Below are 23,125 nucleotides of genomic sequence, written 5' to 3'. Positions count from 1 at the left end.
CTAGAAATCGAACTGTAGTCTGGTGGCGTAGGCGTCGCCTTTGGCGGTCGTACCGAAGGTTGCCACCGGGGCAACCACCAATGGGGAATTGGTGCCCTTGAACCGAATATAATTGAAGACGAACCGCGTATTGGGGTTGAGATACCAGTTCAATCCGCCCGTCCAGGACGTCGCCAAATGTGACAAGGGCGAGATGTTGCGATCGGTCAGATCCATTCGATCGTAGCGTGCGGCAAGCTCGAAAGCGCCCCATTCGCCGGTATCCAGGTTGAAATCCTTGATCGGCTTTATCCGATCCTCCATCCCGCCCCTAAACACGCGGCTCTCCCCGGTCAGGAAGAGGCTCGCAAAGGTATAGAAGCCATCGAAATCGGCGGACGCCACATCGTAGCGATCGACATCCAGGTGGCCATATTCCCCCTGGGCAGAAATCGGGCCGAAGACGATCGCGCCTTCGGCACCCCAATATGTCGCATCGCGCACGCCGCGCGTACGATCGCCCACTGCTCCGCTCGTCACCGGGCCCAGCATCACGGACTCAATCAGGCCGCCATCCCCGCGCGTGCCTGGCCGGTCCCCCAGCGTGATGCTTTTCCCGGCAAGATGGCTGATGTGATACGCGGCCGCGCCGACGTGAAGCACCCTGCCCTTCCTCAGGATAGGCTCCAACGTGACGCGGCCATTCACGCTATACGCCTCGTCCGGCGTGGTGGCATTTCGCTGCACTCCTTCCGGCGCCCCGAAAATCCCGACGGTCGCCGTCAGCTTTTCACTGACATAGGCGGCGCTGACCCCAACCCGGCGCTCGGCACCGACCGCGCTGAACGCGTTGATGATCATGCCCCGCTCCAGGAACGTGCCATTGCTGTCGCTGCTATTCGCCTCCAGGCTGTAAGGCGCCTTGTGCTGGCCCACGGTCAGCAGGACATTCTTGATGCCGGCATATTGGACGAAAGCGTCGAGCAGGTTGACGTTGTTCCTGACAAACTCCGCCTCGATCCGGTAGCGCCAAACCTTCCAGGCCGTGCCTTCAAAGCCGAACCGGCCACGGCGGACGTCCGTGCCGTTATTGTAATCATAGCCGCCCGCGCGGGAGCGATAGCCCGCATAATCCAGCTGGATCGCGCCACGCGGGTGAAAGCTGAAATTGTCCGTCGGATCGCCGAAGGTGGGCGCCACGCCAGGTTGAACCCCCTTCGCGGCGCTGACCTCGACCTTTTGCACGCGGCTCTCGGTCGCGACCGCCTGCGCTTCCAGTTGCTGGTTGCGAGCCTCCAGTGCCTTGACCTTCGCCTCCAGCTCGTTGAGCCGATCCAGCACGGCGTCACCTGTCCTCGCGACAGGCCCGGCTGGCGGGGTCTGGCTCTCCGGCAGGATGGCGCCTGTGCCAGCGCCCCGGCCCTGGGGATCCACCGCGGCGCCCGCCACAAGCGGCGTCGCGGCGGCAAGCGCCACCACACTGGCCAGCAAGAACCGGCGGATTATCAACATTGCTCCCCCTGCTCCCACGAGCGCGCCGCACAGCGGCTTCGGCCTTTTAGCGCTTAGCGTCCGTAAATACCTGATCGAACATGCCGCCATCGCTGAAATGTGCTGCCTGAACGCGCTTCCACCCACCAAAATTCTTGTCGATGCTGAACAGGGGCAAGCTTTTGAAGCGCGCCTTATATTGTGCCGCGACGCCGGGGTCGCGCGGGCGGTAGAAGTTCTTGGCAATCAGCTGCTGCGCCGGCGCAGTGTAGAGAAATTTAAGATAGGCCTCGGCCACGGGCCGCGTACCCTTGCGGTCCACCACCTTGTCGACGACGGCAACCGGCGGCTCCGCCAAGATGGACACGGACGGATAGACGATCTCCAGCGTGCCTTTGCCGAGCTGGTTTGCCGCGAGATACGCCTCATTCTCCCATGCCAGCAGCACGTCGCCCTGGCCGCGTTGGACAAAGGTCGTCGTCGCACCGCGGGCGCCGCTATCCAGCACGGGCACGTTGCGGAAGAGCTTCGTCATATAATCGCGAGCCCCGGCGACCGAGCCGGTCTTGCGTTGGGCATAGCCCCACGCCGCCAGATAATTCCACCGTGCCCCGCCGGATGTCTTGGGATTGGGCGTGATGACCTTGACGCCCGGCTTGATCAGATCACCCCAGTCCCGGATCTGCTTGGGATTGCCCTTGCGCACGAGGAAGACGATCGTCGAATAATAAGGCGTGGAATTCTCGGGCAGCCGGGTCTGCCAATTGGCGGGCAAAGCCTTGGCTTTTTCCGCGATGGAATCGATATCCGCCGCGAGCGCCAGCGTGACCACATCCGCCTGCAAGCCGTCGATCACGGCACGCGCCTGGGCGCCGGAACCGCCATGGCTCTGCTTAATCGTGACGACCTGCCCGGTCTTTGCCTTCCACTGCGCCGTGAACGCGGCGTCCACGTCGCGATACAGTTCACGCGTCGGATCGTAGCTGACGTTCAGCAACTCCACGGGCGCGGCGGCCGTGACTGCGATCGGCGCAAGCGCGCTCATCGCCATTGCGGCCGCGACGATCAAAGCCCGACGGTGCATAGAAACTCCCTCATGTTCGAGAGAACGCTATTATACTAATTCCTACCCGACAATTGGGGTTACGGCTGGCCCCGGCCTAGCTTTTCTTGGTCCGGCAAAACCGTCAGGCTGCCGATAACGCCTCAGCCGCCAATTCGACGCGCGCGGCATCGGCCAATGACGTATTTTCCAGGATTGCGACGGCACTATCCCGCACCTGCGCCAACACGCGGCGGATCGCGCAGGTCGCTTCATCATGACAGTCGCCGCAGCGGGCGTAGAAATTCTCGCTCGCGCACGGCACCAGCGCAATCGGGCCGTCGATGGCGCGGATGACCTCGACAAAGCTGATCTCCGAAGGCGGCCGCGCCAGCACATAGCCCCCGCCCGGGCCGCGCCTGCTCGTCACCAGCCCGGCCTTCTTCAGATCGACCATGATGAATTCCAGATATTTGCGCGGGATCTGCTGCGTTTCCGCCATCTCGCCGACCTGAATCGTGCGCGACGTACCATGTTCGACCAGATGGAGCAGCGCACGCAGCGCGTAGCGGGCCTTTTGCGAAAGCATGACGACGAGATAGCGACGGCAGCGGCCAAACGCCACTCCGATAGGACGAAACGATAGATTGCCCTATGCCGACGGGCCTGCGCCACTCGGCACCGCCCGTCCCCCATCCATCGATAGCGCGCCTCTAGCGCGGCAGTGCCAGGCTGCCATCCACTGCAAAGGCGCCCATGCTGCCCGGTGCACCCGTACCCGGCTGCCCCCCGCCGACCCATAATTTGTAGTTCGTCGGCACGATCCGCATCACGCCCTTGGCATCGGCGAAGGCCATGTCCCGCGGGCTAAGACGGAAGGTTAGCGTCTTGGTCTGTCCCGGATTGAGCCGAACCCGCTGATAGCCCTTCAGCGAACGCAAGGGCGTATCTTTCACGTCGGGGGTCGAGAGATACAATTGCGCGACCTCATCGCCCGCGACCTTCCCGGTATTGCGCACCCGCACGCTGATCGTCTGTTCCTTGCCTGCGGTCAGCCGGCCGGCGGCGATCGTCGGCGTCGAATAAGCGAAGGTCGTATAGCTGAGGCCATGCCCAAACGCATATTCGGGCTGGCCGTTGAAGTAGCGATAGGTGCGGTTCTTCATCGAATAATCGATGAAGGGCGGCAGATCGGCGGTGGATTTGTAGAAAGTCACCGGCAGGCGACCGCTGGGATTGACAGTCCCGCGCAGGACTTCGCCGATCGCCTGACCGCCCTGTTCGCCTGGATACCAGGCCTGCAGAATGGCGCGCGCCTTGGCGTCGTCCGCACCCAGGGCAATGGCCGAACCGCTTTGCATCACCACCACCAGCGGCTTGCCGGTAGCGGCGACCGCATCGAGCAATGCCAGCTGCGCGGCCGGCAGCGCGATGTTGGTGCGATCGCCGCCATCGAAGCCCGGCACCTTCAGCGGCATCTCTTCGCCTTCCAGCCACGCGTTCAGCCCGACGAAGGCGACGACGACATCGGCATTCTGCGCGTTGCGCACGGCTTCGTCGCGCAGCGCCGCGAGCGGCGCTTTCCAGGACAGGGTGATGTCGCCGGCGCCGCCGGAGGCATGGGTGAATTCCAGCGTGAAATCGCGCGGGTTGGTGTCGGTGAAATGCACCATGAGCGGCTGCGGCGCCTGATCACGGCCACCGCATTTTGAAGTGACCTTCAGGTCCGGCGATCCGGCAACGCGGATCGTGTAGCTTCCGGTCGCGGCGCCGCGGTCGCAGTGGCCGCGCGTTTCCAATTGGAGCGCATAATTGCCCGCGGCAGGAACGGCGATCTTGCCGGTCCAGCGGACCGAGAATGCCTTCTGACTGACGCCCGGCGCAGGATCGATCAGCGCCCAATTGACGTCGATCTCCTTATCCGTCCGCCGCGCGACGACCGGCCCGGTGAAATCGGGACTATTGTAGAACGTCGCCTGCAACCCGCCCGGGAATGCGGTGCGCGGCACCGGCACGGCAAGCTGCTCGGTAAAGGGCGCACCAAGCGCATAGCTGACGTTCGACTTTCCGAACGCGGCTTCCACCCCGTCGAGCGGCAGGATCGGCTGGGTTGGCGTTCCGTTATAATTTCCTTCCAATCCGATCAGAGAGGTGGCGGTCGGCCCGACGACGGCGATCTTGGTACCGCGTGCCAACGGCAGCATCTGATCATTCTTGAGCAGAACGATCGATTCCCGCGCGGCGCGTAGCGAAACCGCCTTGTGCGCATTGCTATGGTTCTGATCGATCCCGATCCGGGAAAAGGGCACCATGTCGGCAGGATCGAACATACCCAGCCGCATCCGCGCGGTGAATAGGCGCTTTACCGCCGTGTCCATATCGGCTTCCTTCAGATAGCCCTGGCGAACCGCCTTGGGCAGATCGAGCATTTCATCCTTGAAGTCGCAGCCGGTATCCGTACCCATCCGGACCGACAAAGCTGCCCCTTCCGGGTTGGTCTTGGTATTGTGATGGCCGGTCGTAATATCGTCGATCGCACCGCAATCCGATGTAATGAACCCTTGGAAGCCCCAATCGCGGCGCAGGATGTCGCCGAGCAGCGTTCCGTTCGCGCACGCAGCCTTCCCGTCCACCGCATTATAGGCGCACATGAGGGAGTAGGCCTTGCCCTCGACGATCGCGCGGCGGAATTGCGGCAGATAGGTCTCGGTCAGGTCACGCGGACTCGGATCCACGTTGAACCCGTGCCGCAGCGGCTCAGGCCCCGAGTGAACTGCGAAATGCTTGGGCGTTGCGATCGCCTCAAAATATTTGGGGTTATCGCCTTGCACCCCCTGGATGAATTCCGTGCCGAGCGTGCCGCTGAGATAGGGATCCTCGCCCAACGTCTCCTGCCCACGGCCCCAGCGCGGATCGCGGAAGATGTTGATATTGGGCGACCAGAAGGTCAGCCCGAAATAGCGCTCGTAATTCTGCTCGCGTTGCGCCTTGTTATATTTGGCGCGCCCTTCGATCGCGACCACGCGGCCCTCTTCGCGCAACAGATCGGCATCCCAGGTTGCCGCCATGCCGATCGCCTGGGGAAAAACAGTGGCTTCGCCCGCACGCGCGACGCCGTGCAGGGCCTCGTTCCAATAATCATAAGCAGGGATGCCCAGGCGCGGGATGGCCGGCGCCGTATTCTGCATCTGCGCGGCTTTTTCCTCCAGCGTCATCCGGCCAACAAGGTCGGAAACCCGTGCCGAGAGCGACGCCGTCGGATCCTTGTAAAGCTGCGCGCCGGCGGACTGAGCAATTGCGATAGCGCTACCATAAAGGGCCAAGCGGGTGGCGAGACGGCGATTGATCACAGCTTTCCTCTCTGCTGATGCGCCCCTTGGAAGCGAGACGTCTTAAAGCGCTGTTACGGCAGGCACTCCGCCGGGGGAAGATCAATCAGCGCGGCGGCGCCAATGCTTCCATCGCATCATAGCGCTGCTGCTCGGCAAAAGCTGTTCCGCGTGACTCCACGTCGATGATCTGGCGCTGGATCGCCTTTTCGTCGGTGGACGCGGGCTTCCAAGGAGGCAGGCCCGTGCCATTCGGGTCTCCGGCTTTGACGAAATTGGCAAAATAGCCGGTCATGACCGAGGAAACGCGCCGATCCTCCGCCGTCCACGCATAAGCGGCGTTGGCATCGAGGTTACCCAGCGCATATTCGATTTCAGCGCTATGCACGGCGCCGAAGGGTAAGGGTCCGGAGGCGGTGTAGGCCGTCGGACGCGGCCGGACATGTTGGTAAAAATAATAAAAGGCCGGTGCGCCCGTTCGGCGGTGGGCATCGAACCACCGCCACGTTGCGGCGCCGAGGAAACGATCGCTGGCAAGATCGGTCGCCGCGCGCACCACATCCGCGTCGCTCGCAGCCGGATAAAGAGCGAACACTGCATCCGCCTTATCGGCGTACAGGCGCGTCAGTGCAGCGCGATAATTGGCGATCGTTGGCGGGGTGTCGGTGAGAACCGCACTTGCAGCCGCTTCCTGCGAATTCGATCCGATCAGGAGCGGCACCTTGGCGGCCCTCCCTTCGGAATAGGTGACGGCAGGCTGTTCGGGCAGGAAATAGCCATCGATAACCGGCCCAAACCGCCTGCCCGCGTCACTCTGCGCGGACAACAACGTCTCCGCCGGGATTGCCCGCAATGCGGCGAGCGACGATGCCTTTTGGGACGCGGCAAACGCCACACCCGCCGCCTCGCCATCCGCCAGCGCAGGCAGCTTCGTCGGCAGCATCAGGGGAGCCGCTTTCGCCAATCGCACCGGCGATGCGCGCGCGGCTGAGCGGCGAAACCATGAGCCCGCTCACGGACATGGACCCTGCGGATTCTCCACCGATCGTGATGCGCCGGGGATCGCCCCCGAAACGCGCGATGTTTTTCTGTACCCAGGCCAGCGCTGCCGCCTGGTCCAGCAGGCCGTAATTGCCCGATGCGTGATGGCGTGATGGCGTGATTCCGCCGTGAGCGACGGGTGGGCCAGAAAGCCGAATATGCCGAGGCGATAGTTCAGGGTCACGACCACCATGCCCTGCGTTGCCATCGCCGCACCGTCATAACGCGGTTCAGAGGCGTCCCCGGCGACGAAACCACCGCCGTAGATATAGACCAGAACGGGCAGTTTCGCAGATGATCGCGCGCGCAGATCAGCGGGTGTCCAGACGTTCAGGTAGAGGCAGTCCTCGCTGGCGGCGGGCGAGCGAAAGAACATGTCGTCCCATAAACGGCGCTGCATGCAGCGCGGACCGAATTGATCGGCCTTGCGGATGCCGCGCCAGCTTTGCACCGGCCGCGGCGCCCGCCAGCGGCCGTCGCCCACCGGGGGTTGGGCGAAGGGTATCCCTCGGAACATCTGCACCGATGCACCGGATGGTGCCGCAACCCCCTCGATCGCGCCGCTTGCTATCCTCACGACCGGACCTCCGGGCGCGGCGTGGAGCGGTGCGACCATCAAGGCCATGACAGCAGCCGTCATCCTTCGCGCCAACTGCATCCCGCCTCCTCTGCGTGCCGATGTTCGGCATCGTTGCGCGCAGGCGGAACCTTCCCGCCTGCGCCGTTCCCCTTACTGCCCGGTCGGCAGCCCATGTTCCTGCAGCATCGGGCCGATATCGGGATCCTTGCCGTAGAAGGCGCGGAACATCGTGCCATAATCCTGCGTGTGGCCGCGCGACAGGATGAGATCCCGGAAGCGCTGGCCGTTTTCACGCCTCATGCCGCCATGGTCCATGAACCAGTGATAGGATGCATGCTCCAGCATCTGCGTCCACAGATAGGCATAATAACCGGCCGAATAGCCGTTGGCCCAGATGTGGAGGAAGTAGCTGGTCCGATAGCGCGGCGGAATATTGGCGGTGTCGAGCCCCATATTGTCCAGGGCGTTCTTCTCGAAAGCATCCACGTCCTGACGTGGCGCCGACGCGGTCAGGCTATGCCAATCCATGTCGAGCGTGGCCGCTTCCACCGTCTCTCCCAGGGCATAGCCCTGGTTGAACTTGGCGGCTTTCTTGATCTTGTCGACCAGCGCCTGCGGCATCGATGCGCCGGTCCGATAATTCTTTGCATAGTTCGCCAGCACCTTGGGATCGAGCGCCCAATGTTCGTTGAACTGGGACGGAAATTCGACCCAATCGCGCGCCGTATTCGTGCCGGACAGCGTCGGATAGGTCTGGCTGGCGAACAGGCCATGCAAGGCATGACCAAATTCGTGGAACATCGTCGTCGCGTCGTCAAAGCTGATCAGGGCTGGCTGGCCGGCAGCCGGCTTAGTGAAGTTAGCCACATTGTAAATAACCGGTTTGGTTTTCAGCAGGTAGGATTGGCCAACGAAGTTCGACATCCAGGCGCCGCCGGATTTATTATCGCGCTTGAAATAATCGAAATACATCAGGCCGAGTTCGGACCCGTCCTTGTCGTAGACCGTGTAGACGGTGACATCCGGCTGATAGACGGGAATGTCGGTCCGGCGCTTGAAGGTGAGACCGTAAAGCTGGTTCGCCGCGAAGAACACGCCCTTTTCCAGCACCGCGTTCAGCTCGAGATAGGGCTTAACCTCATTCTCATCGAGGTCATATTTGGCTTTCCGCACCCGTTCCGAATAGCGGTCCCAATCCCACGGCTTCAGTGTGAAATTCTCTCCGCCAGCGGCGATGGTACGCTGGAGTTCGGCCGCCTCGCTCTTCTGTTCCGCCGCAAGTGCCGGCACCAGTTGCTTCATGAACGCCTTGGCGGCCTGGGGCGTCTTGGCCATCTGATCCTGGAGCACATAATCGCCCCAGGTCGGGAAACCGAGCAATTGGGCCTTCTGCGCACGCAGATAGGCGATCTCGCGGATCGTCGAGCGCGTGTCGTTGGCATCGCCCTTTTCCGCGCGCGTCCAGCTTTGCATGAACAGCGCTTCGCGGGTGCTGCGATCGGCCAGGGATTGCAGCGCGGGCTGCTGGGTCGTGTTCTGGAGCGGCAGCACATATTTACCATCCAGCTTGCGCTCGCTCGCATCCTTCGCGGCAGCAGCAATCGCGCCGTCGTCCAGGCCCGCCAGCTTCGCCTTGTCGTCGACCACCAGCGCGCCCGCCTTCGCCGCAGCCAACAGCTTCTGCTGGAAGGCGGTTTCAAGAGTAGAGATCTGCGTATTCAGGGCACGCAGCTTGGTCTGGTCGGCGTCGGACAATTGTGCGCCGGCACGAATGAAATTGGCGTGATACACGTCCAGCAATTGTAGCTGTTCGGGGTTGAGTTTCAGGCTGCCGCGCTGCGCGTAAATCGCCCGCACGCGCGCAAACAGCTTGGCGTTGAGATAGATCGAGTCCGAATGCTGGGTCAGCTTCGGAGTCTCCACCTCCTGCACCTTGTCGAGGGTGGGATTGGTGTTTGCCTGAACAACGCCGAAGAACGCGCTGCTCACACGATCCAGCATCCGACCCGACCGTTCGATCGCGACGATCGTATTATCGAACGTCGGCGCGGCGGGATTGTTGGCGATGCGCGTGATTTCGGCGGACTGTTCGGCCATGCCCGCGTCCAGCGCGGGCTGATAATCCTGGTCCTTGATCAGATCGAAACGCGGCGCCTGGAAGGGCAATGTGCTTGGCCGTGCAAAAGGGTTGCTCGCGGGAAGTGCCGCGGCGGCCATGGAAGCAACAAGGCATGCCGACGTCGTCGAAAGCGCGAGCCACGTCATCATCTTCATAAGGGAGGAAATCCTTTGGACTGGTTCGGCACGCGCCGATCCGGCAGCGTGGAGCGGCCCGCATGGATAATCAAGCATCAGCATGGCCGGGCGACGAGCAGGCGTCCTACCTGCCCGTCACCCCATCATTTTTTCGGTCGTGCGGTGTAATCAGGCCACGAAAGGCGTCGTGCCAAGCGGCACGACATTGCGGCCAAAGGTGGCGTTGGTGACAATGCCGAAACTGCCGTAAAGCGCCAAGCACCCGCATATCAGGCCCAGCCAACCGCCCGCGTGGGTCAGCCCGGGATTGCCCTGGATCGCCCCTAGTCCCAGAAGCCCGAACGTCACCCACAGCGTGAGAAAGATAAAGAAGAGCACCTTGGTCAACCGGAAGGTGCTGATCCAAAGATACAGCGTGAGCACACCCCATAACAGGAGCGCCACGCCTACGGTCGGGCCGACCGCCGAGAGGTCGATCCAGTGATTATGGCCGAACAGCAGCAAGAGCGCGAACCACCACCAGAATGCCCCGTAACTGAGGAACGCCGTCATCCCGAACGTATTGCCCAGACGTACTTCGAAGACACCCGCGAAAATCTGCATCAGCCCGCCAAAGGCCAGCGCGAGCGGGATCACGACCGGCTCGCCCCCGGCCGGCAGCACGCCTGCATTGATCAAGCTCAGGAGAACGGTCGTCAAACCGAATGCCACCAGCCCCAGCCCGGCCGGGTTGGCCACGGTCGTCACACTATCTTCCGCCATCTACTATCCCCTACCTGCCCTGGCTGTTGATCGCCGGATGCGCTTTGGAGGCTATGGCTGGCCTATCCTGCGGTCAACCCAGGTCAGGCCCGCTCCCGGCCGATCATCAGACGTCCGATGCGTGCCAAACTGGGCCTGGCCCCGGCGCTCAGCAGGCTGGCGCGGAAGACGCGGCCAAGCAGGACGACCTCGGCCGCGACGAACACGGCCAGCATCAGGCCGCAGGCGATGATTTCCCACAGGGGCACACCCGTGCCCAACCGCGCCAGCATGGCGAACGGGGTGTAAAGCGGTATCCAGCTCATGATACGGATCGCAAGGCTCGACGGATCGCGCAGCACCTGCTGGGCGATGATCGCATAAGGCATGGCGATCACCAGCAGCACCGGCGTGAGATAGGCCTGCGCATCGCGGAAGCTGTCACTCATCGCACCGATCGCCAGGAAGATCATCGCCACCATCAAATAGCCGGCGATGAAGTAAAAGATCATCGCGATCGCAATCCCCGGCGAAGTGAGCGGCGCCAAGGCCGGGCGCAGGAATTCGGAGATCATGCCTTGCGTCGCGAACGCGGCCGCGATGGCGCAGATCACCCAGAACAGCACCATCGTCAGCCCGACGGCAACCGTACCGATCAGTTTGCCCTGCATCAGCTCGTCCGGGCTGACACAGGCCAGGATCGTTTCGATCAGCTTGTTGGACCGCTCCTCCACGGTACCCTGCAGCATCCACGAGCCAGAGACCATCAAGGAGACCAGCAGGATATAGGAGATAAAGAGCGGCAGAACCGATCGTATGACGATCTGCTTATGGCCTTCGCCGCGGGGTGGCTGGTTGACGGTGATGGCTGGCAGGATCCGGCCCGCTGCCGTCGCCACCGCAGGGGCTACGCCATGATCGTCCAGGAAACGGCTGCGCAGGATGCGGGTCAGTTCCTCCTGCAGCGCATCCATCAGTCCACCGGATGGCGGGCCATCCGACCAGATCTGCACGCCGTGGCGACCTGTCTCGAAATCGGCGGGAATATAGACCGCATAATCCGGCGTCCCCGACCCACGTTGCGCCTGTGGGGGGTTCAGTAAAGCAGGCACCGCATGCGCGAGCGCATCCGCATTCAGACGACGGAGCGAGGGTGGCGCCGGCACCAACCGATACTCCGCTTGTGGGCTGACGAAGCGCGGCGTGCCCGCCGGTGAGACGCGCCGCATCGTCTGCAGCGCATGCGCGGCGCCGCCGCGCGCGAAAAAGGTCGTCACTTCGTCGTCGGAAAAATAGCGGTCGGGCTGCGCCCACAGCGCCTGCGGCTCTGCCCGGCCGAGATCGTAGCGAGCGGCGTAGCGGGCGAGCGCGCTGAGGACACGGCGCTGCTGCTCCAGTTCGATCCGCTGACCGATCACCGGCGCGACCATGCCGGCGGCATCGATCAGCATCGCGCTTTCCGTCTTTGGTTTTTGCATGAGGTGCGACGCGATCGGGCCGAGCGCCAGGGCGAAGGGGATGATCAGCAGCGTGATCCAAAAACTGCGCGCGGCGGCAATCTGCCGGAATTCGCGCGCGGCTATCAGCAGTATTCGATGGTTCATGCCCCCTCCTCCCGGCCGCCGACGACGTGGAGGAAGACATCATGCAGGCTCGGCCGGCTCTGTTCGAAGCCCCGCAAAGCGAAGCCCCGCTCGGTACAGGCCTGCAGCAGATCGGCCGGGTCCGCGCCCGGCTGGAGGCGGACATCCCACCGTGTCCAATCCTCGTTGCGCTCGCCTGGTTCAGCCGCAATGACACCGGGCAGCGCCATGGGCGTCGTACGCGACACCAGCGAAAGCCGGACCGGCAATAATGCACGCGCCTGATCCTGCGTGCCCTCGAACGCTTTCTGCCCCTGCGACAGCAGCAGCAGGCGATCGCACAGTCGTTCCGCATGCTGCATGACATGGGTCGAGAAAATGACCGTCGATCCTTCGCGCGCAAGCAGCTGGATCTCCGCTTCCAGCAAACCCTGATTGACGGGATCCAGCCCCGAGAAGGGCTCGTCGAGGATCAGCAGGGCCGGTTTGTTGACGATCGCGGTTGCCAGCTGAACCTTCTGCGCCATGCCCTTGGACAGGCGATCGACCCTGGTGCGCGCCGCGCCGCCCAGCCCGAAGCGATCAAGCAATCGCTGCGCTTCCTGCCGCGCATCGGCGCGACGCATGCCCTTAAGGCGGCCGAAATAGGTGATCGTCTCCAGCGCGGTCATGGTGCGGTACAAGCCGCGTTCTTCGGGCAGGAAGCCCAATTCCGGCCCGTTTTCCCGCCCCGGCCGGCGTCCCAGCACTTCGATATGCCCGGCGCTCGGCCGGATAATGTCCAAAACCATGCGCAGCGACGTGGTCTTGCCTGCGCCATTACCGCCCAGAAAGCCGAACACTTCGCCGTCCTGAACCGCGAAACTGAGATTATCGACGGCACGCTTGTCGCCGAAATGCTTGGTCACGCCGTCAAGGAGAAGCGCCGTCACTGCCGTTCCCGCAGGCCATTTGACCGAAGCCGCCGGATAGGACGATCTCCATGGGATCGCAATCCGGCGGCACGAGGCGTGACCGCAATGCCTGTACAGCCCATCGCGATCACGTCCGGCCCGCCAGCGTCAGAAACGCTGCGACATTTTGATGCCGAATTGCTGCGGTTTGACCGGATAGGAGCGGGCATATTGCCCGCAATAGGTCGGCACGCAGAACGTGTTCCGGCTTAGAATACCGCGCTTGTCGAACGCGTTCGTGACGAACGCTTCGAATGACAGACTGGCGAAGCGGATACCCGCCGAGAAGTCGAACGTGGTGAAGCCGCGCGTATCGCCCACCGCATCATTATCGGCCAGGCCAAGGAAGTTGCGAACGCCCGATTGATGCAGGATCGTCCCCTGCAGGAAGCTGGGATGGCCGGCGATATCCAACTGATAACGCGCCGTCGCCGTGCCCTTGAATTTCGGCTGGACCGGCAGACGCGTGCTCTTCGGTGCGGTCAGGGTACCGAGCGTGCAATCGGGATTGCCGTCCGTGCCGATCGAGCAGAAGTTGGATCCCAGCTTGGCATCGGTGTAGGCCGCAGATCCCGACAAGGTGAGCGCGCCGAGATAGGCGGACACATCCGTCTCTATCCCGTAAATATTTGCCTTGCCGACATTGTAGATGTTGGCCACGCCAACCGCGCCAACCGGCGCGAGCGCATATTGCACGTTATTCCATCGCTCGTAGAACAATGCCGTATTCCAGCGCAGCTTACGATTGAACCAGTTGGTCTTCCAGCCAATCTCGTAATTGTCGAGCGTGTCGGCCTTATAGGGGTTGATACCGGGGCGCCGATTATTGCCGCCCGGCCGGAATCCGGTCGAATAGGTTGCATAGACCATCTTCGTCGGCGTAATATTCCAGTCGAGGCTGACCTTATGGGTTTCGCCGCTTTCCTTGTAGCTCTTGTCGACATTGACGCAGCTCGTCGTGATCGGGACGGAACAGCCGACATCCTCCGCATTGCTCGCAAATCCGGAAAAGCCCATCAGCGTATTATGGGCCTTGAACCCGCGAATGCCGCCGGTCAGCGTCAACGTATCGGTCAGATCGAACGAGGCCTGGGCGAACGCGGCATAGTCGCGATTGACGATATGGGTTCGCGTCACGAAGATGTCGTCGCCGACCACCGCCAACGTGTTCGGGATCGAGCCCAGGCCGGGCACATAATAGTCGGCAACATTGCGGTTGGCCTGGCGCTGGTAGAACAAGCCTGCCGTGACGCGAAAGCGTTCGCCGGATGGAGAGCTGATCCGCAGCTCGTGCGTCTGCTTCGTCATGGCCTGATGGTTGTGATAGCGCTGGGTGGGATCGAGGAAGCCGCCCTTGCCGTCCGGGAAGTTCGTATAACCCGGGATATTGTCGTAATAGACGGTATAGTAGGAATAATCCTGATCGTTATCGATCGAGCGCTGTAAATATCCACCCGAATAGACCAGGTCGAAATTGCCGACCTTGCCCTCGACGGTGAGCGCTGCCTGATACCATTTGTCCAGATTGCGATCGGGCGCGAATTCATGCACCTCCAAGTCGCCGACACGTGGATCGTACCCGAACGTGCCATGCGCGACCTGATGCTGCGCGACGATCGAGGGGGTCACCGTCCAATTATCGTCCAGATCGACCGCCAGCGCGATCCTGCCGCCATAGGTGTCGACATCGTTGAAGTTTTTCTTCACGAATTCCGAATTGTTGACGGTCTTGTCGTTGGTCGGATCGTCATCCGACAAAGTGTAGGTCCGCTGCCCCAGCGTATTGTCGATATAGCCACCGTCATGCTGATAATAACCGACGATCCGTACGGCAGCGCTTTCGCTCAGCGGAATGTTGACGAAGCCCTCGGCCGATCCGCCGGCATTGCCCTTGCCGAATTTATTTCCTTCCAGGTCATAGCCGCCGGCAAACTTGGACGGATCAGGCTTGTTGGTGATGATCCGCAATGTGCCGGCAAGCGAACTGGCGCCGAACAACGTGCCTTGCGGACCGGCCAACGCCTCCACCCGGGCAACGTCATAGACATGCACATCGAGCAACGCGCCCGTCGTCGTGATGGGGATTTCATCGAGATAGACGCCGGTGGCCGATAGCGCGCCGCCCGGAAGATCGATGCCGCCGGTCGCGACGCCGCGGAAGGTAAGCTGCTGCTGCGAGGGCCCGTAGGATTGGTAGGATACGCTCGGAAGAAGCTTCGTATAATCGTCGAAGCTCTGCACCTGATGCTGCTCGAGCGTGTCATTGCCGAGCGCCTGCATGCTGATCGGCACCTTCTGGATATTCTCCGCGCGCTTGTTCGCGGTGACGACGATCTCGTCTGGGACGTCGGTCGACGCGCCCGTCGCCTGTTGATTGGTTGCCGGCCCGTTGGTCTGGTTAGTCGTAATCGCCGCTGCGGGCGCGGCCTGTTGCCCATCCTGGGCGATGGCGGCACCTGCGGGGACGAGCATGGTCGTGGCCAGCAACATGCCGGCCGCAGTCAAGCGAGCTCGGCGCCTGGACGATAAGTCTTGTGCAGTCATGTGACTCCCTTTCGTTCGAACTTTCGTTCGCCCCTGCTTGGCCCGCGCCGCCTTTTCCCGGCCGCTGCGGGCTATTCACGTCCGTACCGGCGCCTCCCAATCGTTCAGGATCGGACCCAACGCGGCTTTGAGTGGTGCGAGCTCGGCGTCAAAGCGGCGCCAGCGGTCGATGCCGTCGCGATTCACGGGCCGCCTGACCTGCTCCGAGCTGGCGGTCCGCACCGCCCGGTCGGTCTTCCAGAAAGACAGGCACGCCGGATCGAAGGCCAAACCGCAATGATCCAGAAGCTTGCGCACCTCACCTTCGACATCGTCGATCAACCGCTCGTGGATCACGCGGTGGATCCGGCCGGGCATCACCGCATCGAAGTGCGCCATCGCCGTTGCGTAATCGCGATAGTAACGGCCGACATCTTCAAGACCATAACTGAAGGCCTGGCCTCGCGCGAAATGCTGGCGATAGGCGGAAAAACAGCAATCCATCGGATGGCGGCGCGCGTCGATGATCTTCGCCTTGGGCAATATGAGCGCGATCAACCCGGCATGCAGCCAGTTGTTCGGCATCTTGTCGATGAAGAAGGGCCGTGCCGTCTTACGCTGGACCCGCGTACGATCAAGGTAGGCTTCCCCCCACCCGCGCAGCTGTTCGGCACTCGCTTCCGTCACGCATTCCGGATAGCGATCCTCCTTACCCGCCAGTTCCCGCACGATCGCCATCATGTCGGGAAGCTCCATCGTGCCTTCGACCAGCGGATGCGACGCCAGGATCTGCTCGACCAAAGTCGAGCCGGATCGCGGAAGGCCAACGATGAATATCGGGTCGGGCGCGTCATGGCCCTGCCCCGCTTTGCCAAGGATCAACCCTTCGTCAAAGGTTGCCATCGCGCGCGCCACCTGCCGATGCATACGATCGGGGTCATAGCCAAGCTGGGCGCGGCGCAGCGCATTCCCCGCGCGATAATGATCAAAGGCGGTGGCGTCCGCACCGCGATCCTCCCGCGCCTTGCCGAGCGCGAAGTGAAGGTGCAGCCGATCCTCCTCGCCAATCCCGGCGACGGCCAGTGCTGCGTCCATCGCGGATATCGCATCGTCGTCGAACCGATAGGTTTTGAGATTGGCGAGGCTCCACCACGCTTCGCCCAAAGTGGGCTCAAGCTGCGCCGCGCGACCATAAGCGGCAATGGCCGCGTCCTGCCGGCCCACCGTCTTCAGCGCATGCCCGAAGCTCATCCAGTTGCGCGCCAGGGTGGGATAGTCCGCCAGCAGCGCTTCGTAGATCGCGATCGCCGCATCATATTCGCCTAGCCGGACCAGGGTAGCCGCCTTGACGGTGCGTGCGCCGCCCTGCCGCGGATCCTTGGCGAGCAGCAGGTCAATCTCGCGCAGCGCCTCGGCAGGGCGATTGTTGCGCTGAAGGATCATCGCATACGCCTGTCGCGCTGCATCGAAGCCGGGCGCCAGCGCCACCACCTGAGCCAGCAAGGCCTGCGCGTCGTCCAGGCGGCCCAATCGGGCCGCAAGCTCCGCCAACATGCGCATTGCCGCCACATTCCCTGGCCGCGTGCGCAGATGCTGGCGCAATAAGGTTTCCGCCGTGGGAAGATCGTTTTCCTGCAACGCCAGGGCGGCCCGCATCAAGGCAGGATCCTCGGTCGAAGCACGCACGGCCGCCAGCTGTGCCGCATCGGCTGCGGCGTCATCGCCCGCCGTGCGCTGCGCATCGGCGAGTATCGCCCAGGCATCCGCCGACCGCGGGTTGAGTGCGACCGAGCGTCGCAATTGCACGATCGCGCCAGGAAGGTCGCCACTGGCGCGCAGGGTGAGCCCGAGTTCCAGCGCGGTCGCCGCCGAACCGGGTTGTTCGGCTGCGAGCTTTTCCAGCAGGATGCGGGCCTCCTGCGTCTCCCCCACCAATCGAAGGGCGCGCCCCTGCAGCAGTAATGCTTGCGGATGTCCCGGCGCTACCGCCAAAATCTCGTCGACTTGCTCCAGCGCAAGTGTCGGGCGGGTCGATGCAAGACGTTCGGCCTGCGCCAACGCCATGTTCAAAGAACCAACGGGCTGCTCCGTGCGCGTTGCCATCCCTGCCCTTTTGCCTGGCGTCACGCCGTGGTGGGTGGATGAGACGCCGCCTGAACAGGCTTGTCAACGCGACGTTGCGGGTGCGAAGCTAGTCTTCTACTCGTCTGCGGCATCATGGCCACAACTTCCCTGCCCGCGCAGCACACCGATCCGGATGATGGCTGGAGCCTGCCAGCCTGGTTATATGCGGACCCCGAATATTTTGAGGTCGAGCGTAGGCGCATCATCCGACCTGCGTGGCAGATTGTCTGCCATGTCAGCGACATCGCCGATGCGGGCGCGTGGATGGGGCTGGATTATGCCGGCGAGAGCATTGTCGTGCTGCGCGGCGGTGACGACGTTATCCGGGCCTTCCACAACGTCTGCCGTCATCGCGGGGCGCGCATTCTCGACGGGACGGCCGGCTGCGCCAAAAGGATCGTCTGCCCCTATCACGCGTGGACCTATGCCAGCGACGGCCGGTTGGTGGGCGTGCCGAACCGGGAAAGCTACGACCCCGCCCATCTTGCGGGGATTGGGCTAGCCCCCGTCGAGCATGAAATCTGGGAGGGTTTCGTGTTCGTTCGGCTGGAAGGTGGCGGGCCCAGCGTGGCGCGGATGATGGAGCCCTACGCCCACGAAATCGCGCCCTATCGGTTCCCGCAGTTGCGTAAGCTTGGGCGGGTTACGTTGCGGCACCGGACGGTGAACTGGAAGAATATCGCCGACAATTATTCGGACGGTCTGCATATCGCCGTCGCGCACCCAGGCCTGAAACGGCTGATGGGAGACGGCTATGGCGTTGAATCGGCACAGTGGGTGGACAAGATGTGGGGTCCGCTGGTCGATCGCCCCTCCTCCAATCCCTCCGAACGCGCTTATGCGCACTTCCTGCCGCAGGTGGCGCATCTGCCGGCCGACCGGCAGCGACTTTGGACCTATTTCAAACTGTGGCCGAACGTGGCCTTCGACATCTATCCCGATCAAGTCGATTTCATGCAATTCCTGCCGCTTTCCCCCACCGAAACCCTGATACGGGAGATCAGCTATGCCGTTCCCGATGGGGAAGGTTCGGAGGACGCGCGCCGCAGGATGAAGGCCGCACAATATCTGAACTGGCGGATCAACCGGCAGGTGAATGCGGAAGATACGGAGCTGGTCGCACGCGTGCAGCAGGGCATGGCCTCCTCCAGCTTCTCGGTCGGGCCACTGAGCCGCGAGGAAGTGGCGCTTCGCAATTTTGCGCGACGGACACGTGCGCTGATCCCGGAGGCGCGCAGTCACGCTGCCCCCGCCGGCGGGTGGAGCCGCGCTTATTGTTGAAGGATATGGCGGCCTTTATCGGACAGGCTGCGGAAGGTGATAGACCAGCGCGGCACCTCCATTGGCGCAATACTATGCTCCCAGTCATGCCGCGCCGTTCCCGACAGATGGTAGATCGAACGGGGCGCGAGATGTGCGGACGCCCGTTCGAAGCCGACCGACAGCCGCCGACGAAGTCGCAAAGTGGCGGCATTGCCCAGGGATATCCCAGCAACATGTTCGAACACCGGGCGATCGCGATGCCACCCGATCCCGGCCCCCGCATCATAGCGGATCAGCAGCGCCTGCACGAACTGCTCCGCCTCCAGCCCTGCAAGGGCGGCAACCCTGTCACGCGCGGGCAACAGCCAGTCCGGGATCGGATCCGCCCGCGCGAGGCGTGCGGCATCGAAATCGTAATTCCATCCGAAGCTGCGTGTCAGTCGCTTACCCGTCCACCCCTGGAATCGAAAAGGTGACAGGTCTTCCGCATCGATCCGGGCAATGAATTGGGCCTCCTCGGTAGCGGTAAAGACCGCGTCCGTCTGGTTGAAACCCGGGACGGGCGAGAAGCCGAACAGATCATCCATTCGGATAATGTAGGAAGGCGCCAAGGCCGTGGCACCCTGTCTCCGTCACATCTTGATCAGGGGCGGAATCTGGACACCTCAATGGCAGCCAATCAGGCGCAACTTCCCGGCCGGCTTGGCCTTCGGTCATCTGGCGTTCATCTGCCATCGCCTTTGGCGCAATGGGATCAAAGGGGTCGGGGAGCGACATTTACAATGGCCATGGCGGGCGCAATCCGGCATGAAGCCGCCGCGCGATCGCGGACATGTGATATGCGCCCGCGGCGCCCAACCGGCTATGCCACGAACTTTTCCATGATCGCACGTAGGTCCTGACAGCCACCGAGGCCCTTCTTCCACTAACTTCAGCAGCGAGATTTGTTCATGCGCCTGGCGCTCACCGCAACCTGCATCACCACCCTTGCAACTCTGCTCGCCGCTGAAGCTCGCGCGGATACGTCGATCAGCACCGCGACCACCACGCCGGTGCGGACCTCCACCGGGGGCAACATCACCATCACCGCTGATGGATCGATCGTTCCCACCACCAGTGGCGCGGCGGTCACGATCGACAGCAACAATACGGTCAGCAGCGCCGGTAAGATCACGTTCAACGGCGTGAATAATGCGGCCGGCATTGTCGCCAATGGCGGCCTGACCAGCAGCATCACCAATAGCGGCACGATCACGATCGACGAAACCTACACCCGCACGGATACGAACGGCGACACAGTGCTGGACGGTCCTTATGCGCAGGGCAATAACCGCTACGCGATCCGGATCGACGGAACCACGCCGTTTACGGGCGCGATCAACAATACCGGCGCGATCACGGTGCGCGGCAATGACTCGGCCGCGATTTACGCAGCGGCGCCGATCGTCGGCAATGTGACGGCCAATACGGGGGCGATTAGCGTCACCGGTAACAACACATATGGAATCCGGCTGGGCGCGGTGAACGGCAATATCGCGCTGTCCAGTGCGGTCGGCGTGCTCGGCGGCAATGCCACCGGCGTGGCGTTGACGGGGGATGTCGCGGGTCAGGTGGTCGTCCACGGCGGACTCAGCTCGACCGGCTATAGCTCCACGACGCTGCCGACCGACGTCACCAAGCTGACGCCGGAGAATGTGCAGCAAAGCGGATCGGCGATGGTGATCGGCGGAAGTGTCAGCGGCGGCGTGCTTATCGCGGCCGCCCCAACCGACACCACCAACACGACGGCGGACGTCGACAAGGACGGCATTGCGGACGCGGGCCAGCAGACCGCATCGCTGACGACCTATGGCAGCGCGCCTGCGCTTCTGATCGGTTCCGCCACGGCGCCGATCACCTTCGGCACCTTCACCGGCAATACGAACGGACTGATCGTCAACGGCAAGATTGCCGGCATCGGCGTCTATTCGGGCGTAAGCGCCACCGGTGCCCAGATCGGTGGCCTTGGCGCCCCCGTCACCATCAATGGCGGCATCGCCGTCGGCGGCCAGATCGCAGGCAGCGCCAACGGCGCGACGGCCTATGGCCTGCGCCTGGCGGCGGGCGCCTCCACGCCGCAGCTGACCGTCAGCGGCAGCGTCGGTGCGGGCGGCTCCGCAACTGCCGGCAGCGCGTCCTACGGCGTCGTGATCGAGAATGGCGCGAGCCTGCCGACGATCGTCAACAGTGGCACAATCTCTGCGCAAACGACGGCGACCCAGGGGGACGCGAAAGCGATCGTCGATAATAGCGGTACGCTGAAGAGCGTCGTCAACAACGGCTCCATCATCGCCGCCGCCACGTCCGGCAGCGACGCCAATCAGCGTGCGATCGACGTCACCAGCAATACGACCGGCTTTACCTATACCCAAGGGCTTGCCAGCTCGACGCAAACGACCACGCCGGCGCTTGCCGGTGGCGTATTTACGGGCAGCGGCAATGATACGTTCACCGCGTCGGCAGGCGTCATCCAATCGGTCATCGATCTGGGCGCCGGCAACGATACGATCGCGATCAGCGGTAACGTGATTGCGTCCATCGACGCCCGGCTGGGCGACGGCAATGACAGCATCACGCTGTCCGGCACGAGTGCCGCTTCGGGCAAGATCGATTTCGGGACGGGCAACGACACGCTGACGATCAACTCGGGCGCCGCCTTCGCCGGGGTGTTCGCCAATGGCGACCGCGCCGGATCGAATATCGCGGTTGCGTTGAACGGCGGCAATTTGCGCTTCAACACGACCGATACCAACACGATGACGACCCTGAATGCAGCCGGCGGTACGCTGGGCGTGGTCATCGATCCCGCCAAGAACATCGGCACGCTGGTGAACGTGACGGGCGCCACCACGATCAGCGCGCCGACGACGCTGGCGGTGGGTGTGACCTCGTTTGGGACGACCACCAACCCGATTACCGTGCTGCGGAGCGGTACGCTGACGGGCAGCAACAATCTGACCCTCTCGATCGACTCGCTGCCCTATTTGCTGAAGGGCAATCTGGTCGCGAGCGACAGCGCGGGTACGGTCGGCGTTGCGATCCAGCGCAAGACCGCGACGGATCTGCAATTCCGCCGCTCGGAGGCAGCGGCCTATGACGCCGTCTTCGCCGCAATCCAGGGTAACGCTACGCTGTCGTCCACCTTCCTGGGGCTGACGGATCGTGACTCCACCCTGCTGCGCTATCGCGAGATGCTGCCGGACCATCAGGGCGGTGTGTTCGACGTGCTGACCCAGGGCGCGCGTACGCTTGCCCCGACCGAGAATGTCACGCCCTGGGCCCAGGTTGGCCGCGTGAACCTGTGGGTGCAGCAGGCCTTGTGGGACGCCCATCAGGATGGCACCGACACGCCCGGCAACGGCGGCAATGGCTGGGGCCTGACCGGTGGCGGCGACGTGCCGGTAGGCGAGAATAGCCGGATTGGCCTGTCGATCGGCTACATCCATGGTGATGTACGCGATAGCGGCGACAATGAGGTTTCGGCCAATCAGTTCGGCGGCGGCATCCACTGGTATAGCACGTTCGGCGGGCTGAAGTTCGCCGCCTACGGCAGCGCGGGCTATGTCCGCCTGTCGGAACAGCGTTCCTTGTCCGCGCTGACGTCGGGATCCTCCGCAATCTTCACCAGCAAGGGGAAGTGGAACGGCATCAACGCGGCTGCCGGCGCGAAGGTCAGCTATGAAAAAGCCATGGGCACCTTCTATCTGCGTCCCTCGGCCCAGCTGAGCTACAACCGCCTGTCGGAGAAGGCGCACACCGAAAGTGGCGGCGGAACCGGCTTCGACCTGTCGATCGGCAAGCGGACGAGCAGCGAAGCAGCCGCCACCGGACTGCTGGCTGCCGGGCTGCGCTTTGGCGACCTGTCCAACCCCGATGCCGCGATCTTCCGGATCGAACTGGAAGGCGGTCGCCGCCAGATCATCGATTCGAAGCTGGACGGCACCAAGGCGCGTTTCGCCAACGGCAACGAGTTCATCCTCCTGCCCGAGGATCGCAAGAGCGGCTGGATCGGCGGTGCGAATGCGTCGCTCGGTTCCTCGGCCTTCCGCTTCATCGCATCGGGCGTTGTGGAAACCCGGTCCAACGGCCAGCGGATCATCTCCGGCCGCTTTGGCTTCCGCGGCGCTTTCTAAGCCTCGATAATAGCGGCGCCGGTGCGATCTGCCCGGCGCCGCCTTTCG

Annotated in this window: 16 protein-coding genes; 2 read left to right on the top strand and 14 right to left on the bottom strand. The window is 63.0% G+C overall.

Annotation, left to right across the window (positions count from 1 at the left end; translation table 11 throughout):
• The 13 genes from ACSBM8_RS07235 to ACSBM8_RS07175 form a co-directional block, all read right to left on the bottom strand.
• Entirely contained in the window at positions 1-1,491 is a 1,491-nt protein-coding gene (locus tag ACSBM8_RS07235) for an OprO/OprP family phosphate-selective porin (RefSeq protein ID WP_442680964.1), read from the bottom strand.
• Positions 1,492-1,537: 46 nt separating this feature from the next.
• A complete protein-coding gene (locus ACSBM8_RS07230) occupies positions 1,538-2,554 on the bottom strand; it encodes a sulfate ABC transporter substrate-binding protein (RefSeq protein ID WP_442680963.1) in 1,017 nt (338 codons plus the stop codon).
• Positions 2,555-2,657: 103 nt separating this feature from the next.
• Positions 2,658-3,101 carry an RrF2 family transcriptional regulator gene (locus ACSBM8_RS07225; RefSeq protein WP_442680962.1) on the bottom strand — a complete coding sequence of 148 codons (444 nt, stop codon included), beginning with the start codon at positions 3,099-3,101 and terminating at the stop codon, positions 2,658-2,660.
• A gap of 124 nt (positions 3,102-3,225) precedes the next feature.
• Entirely contained in the window at positions 3,226-5,862 is a 2,637-nt protein-coding gene (locus ACSBM8_RS07220) for a glycoside hydrolase family 3 C-terminal domain-containing protein (protein ID WP_442680961.1), read from the bottom strand.
• An 85-nt stretch (positions 5,863-5,947) separates the two neighbouring features.
• Complete coding sequence (locus tag ACSBM8_RS07215; RefSeq protein ID WP_442681516.1) at positions 5,948-6,736, bottom strand: carboxylesterase family protein; 789 nt, start codon at positions 6,734-6,736, stop codon at positions 5,948-5,950.
• On the bottom strand, positions 6,651-6,944 hold the full coding sequence (locus ACSBM8_RS07210; RefSeq protein ID WP_442681515.1) for a carboxylesterase family protein: 294 nt from the start codon (positions 6,942-6,944) through the stop codon (positions 6,651-6,653). Before ACSBM8_RS07210 ends, ACSBM8_RS07215 begins: the two co-directional genes overlap by 86 nt.
• Positions 6,854-7,522: a carboxylesterase family protein gene (locus ACSBM8_RS07205; RefSeq protein WP_442680960.1), complete on the bottom strand. Its 669-nt coding sequence runs from the start codon at positions 7,520-7,522 to the stop codon at positions 6,854-6,856. Before ACSBM8_RS07205 ends, ACSBM8_RS07210 begins: the two co-directional genes overlap by 91 nt.
• 90 nt (positions 7,523-7,612) lie before the next feature.
• A complete protein-coding gene (locus ACSBM8_RS07200; RefSeq protein WP_442680959.1) occupies positions 7,613-9,736 on the bottom strand; it encodes a M3 family metallopeptidase in 2,124 nt (707 codons plus the stop codon).
• Positions 9,737-9,886: 150 nt separating this feature from the next.
• Positions 9,887-10,480 carry an acetate uptake transporter gene (locus ACSBM8_RS07195; RefSeq protein ID WP_442680958.1) on the bottom strand — a complete coding sequence of 198 codons (594 nt, stop codon included), beginning with the start codon at positions 10,478-10,480 and terminating at the stop codon, positions 9,887-9,889.
• A gap of 83 nt (positions 10,481-10,563) precedes the next feature.
• A complete protein-coding gene (locus ACSBM8_RS07190) occupies positions 10,564-12,063 on the bottom strand; it encodes an ABC transporter permease (protein ID WP_442680957.1) in 1,500 nt (499 codons plus the stop codon).
• Positions 12,060-12,974: an ABC transporter ATP-binding protein gene (locus tag ACSBM8_RS07185; protein ID WP_442680956.1), complete on the bottom strand. Its 915-nt coding sequence runs from the start codon at positions 12,972-12,974 to the stop codon at positions 12,060-12,062. Before ACSBM8_RS07185 ends, ACSBM8_RS07190 begins: the two co-directional genes overlap by 4 nt.
• A gap of 129 nt (positions 12,975-13,103) precedes the next feature.
• The gene (locus ACSBM8_RS07180; protein WP_442680955.1) at positions 13,104-15,485 is read right to left on the bottom strand and encodes a TonB-dependent receptor; all 2,382 of its coding nucleotides are present in this window, start codon (positions 15,483-15,485) and stop codon (positions 13,104-13,106) included.
• Positions 15,486-15,614: 129 nt separating this feature from the next.
• Positions 15,615-17,621: a tetratricopeptide repeat-containing sulfotransferase family protein gene (locus ACSBM8_RS07175; RefSeq protein ID WP_442680954.1), complete on the bottom strand. Its 2,007-nt coding sequence runs from the start codon at positions 17,619-17,621 to the stop codon at positions 15,615-15,617.
• Between the two features lie 114 nt (positions 17,622-17,735).
• Here ACSBM8_RS07175 and ACSBM8_RS07170 point away from each other — a divergent pair, with 114 nt between their 5' ends.
• Complete coding sequence (locus ACSBM8_RS07170; protein WP_442680953.1) at positions 17,736-18,923, top strand: aromatic ring-hydroxylating oxygenase subunit alpha; 1,188 nt, start codon at positions 17,736-17,738, stop codon at positions 18,921-18,923.
• Here the strand turns inward: ACSBM8_RS07170 and ACSBM8_RS07165 are convergent.
• On the bottom strand, positions 18,914-19,492 hold the full coding sequence (locus tag ACSBM8_RS07165; protein ID WP_442680952.1) for an alpha-ketoglutarate-dependent dioxygenase AlkB: 579 nt from the start codon (positions 19,490-19,492) through the stop codon (positions 18,914-18,916). The genes ACSBM8_RS07170 and ACSBM8_RS07165 overlap by 10 nt on opposite strands.
• Positions 19,493-19,855: 363 nt before the next feature.
• On the opposite strand from ACSBM8_RS07165, the gene ACSBM8_RS07160 reads away from it, so the two are divergent.
• A complete protein-coding gene (locus ACSBM8_RS07160) occupies positions 19,856-23,077 on the top strand; it encodes an autotransporter domain-containing protein (RefSeq protein WP_442680951.1) in 3,222 nt (1,073 codons plus the stop codon).
• The last annotated feature ends 48 nt before the right edge of the window (positions 23,078-23,125 follow it).

The organism is Sphingomonas sp. ASY06-1R, from assembly GCF_052180265.1.
Lineage (GTDB): Bacteria > Pseudomonadota > Alphaproteobacteria > Sphingomonadales > Sphingomonadaceae > Sphingomonas_I.
This window is presented reverse-complemented; position numbering and strand designations above follow the sequence as displayed.

Excerpts from the sequence above, each read along its gene's own strand:
- ACSBM8_RS07235 (WP_442680964.1), bottom strand. The coding sequence starts at position 1,491 with ATGTTGATAATCCGCCGGTTCTTGCTGGCCAGTGTGGTGGCGCTTGCC.
- ACSBM8_RS07230 (WP_442680963.1), bottom strand. The coding sequence starts at position 2,554 with ATGCACCGTCGGGCTTTGATCGTCGCGGCCGCAATGGCGATGAGCGCG.
- ACSBM8_RS07225 (WP_442680962.1), bottom strand. The coding sequence starts at position 3,101 with ATGCTTTCGCAAAAGGCCCGCTACGCGCTGCGTGCGCTGCTCCATCTG.
- ACSBM8_RS07205 (WP_442680960.1), bottom strand. The coding sequence starts at position 7,522 with ATGACGGCTGCTGTCATGGCCTTGATGGTCGCACCGCTCCACGCCGCG.
- ACSBM8_RS07200 (WP_442680959.1), bottom strand. The coding sequence starts at position 9,736 with ATGAAGATGATGACGTGGCTCGCGCTTTCGACGACGTCGGCATGCCTT.
- ACSBM8_RS07195 (WP_442680958.1), bottom strand. The coding sequence starts at position 10,480 with ATGGCGGAAGATAGTGTGACGACCGTGGCCAACCCGGCCGGGCTGGGG.
- ACSBM8_RS07190 (WP_442680957.1), bottom strand. The coding sequence starts at position 12,063 with ATGAACCATCGAATACTGCTGATAGCCGCGCGCGAATTCCGGCAGATT.
- ACSBM8_RS07180 (WP_442680955.1), bottom strand. The coding sequence starts at position 15,485 with ATGTTGCTGGCCACGACCATGCTCGTCCCCGCAGGTGCCGCCATCGCC.
- ACSBM8_RS07175 (WP_442680954.1), bottom strand. The coding sequence starts at position 17,621 with ATGGCAACGCGCACGGAGCAGCCCGTTGGTTCTTTGAACATGGCGTTG.
- ACSBM8_RS07170 (WP_442680953.1), top strand. The coding sequence starts at position 17,736 with ATGGCCACAACTTCCCTGCCCGCGCAGCACACCGATCCGGATGATGGC.
- ACSBM8_RS07165 (WP_442680952.1), bottom strand. The coding sequence starts at position 19,492 with ATGGATGATCTGTTCGGCTTCTCGCCCGTCCCGGGTTTCAACCAGACG.
- ACSBM8_RS07160 (WP_442680951.1), top strand. The coding sequence starts at position 19,856 with ATGCGCCTGGCGCTCACCGCAACCTGCATCACCACCCTTGCAACTCTG.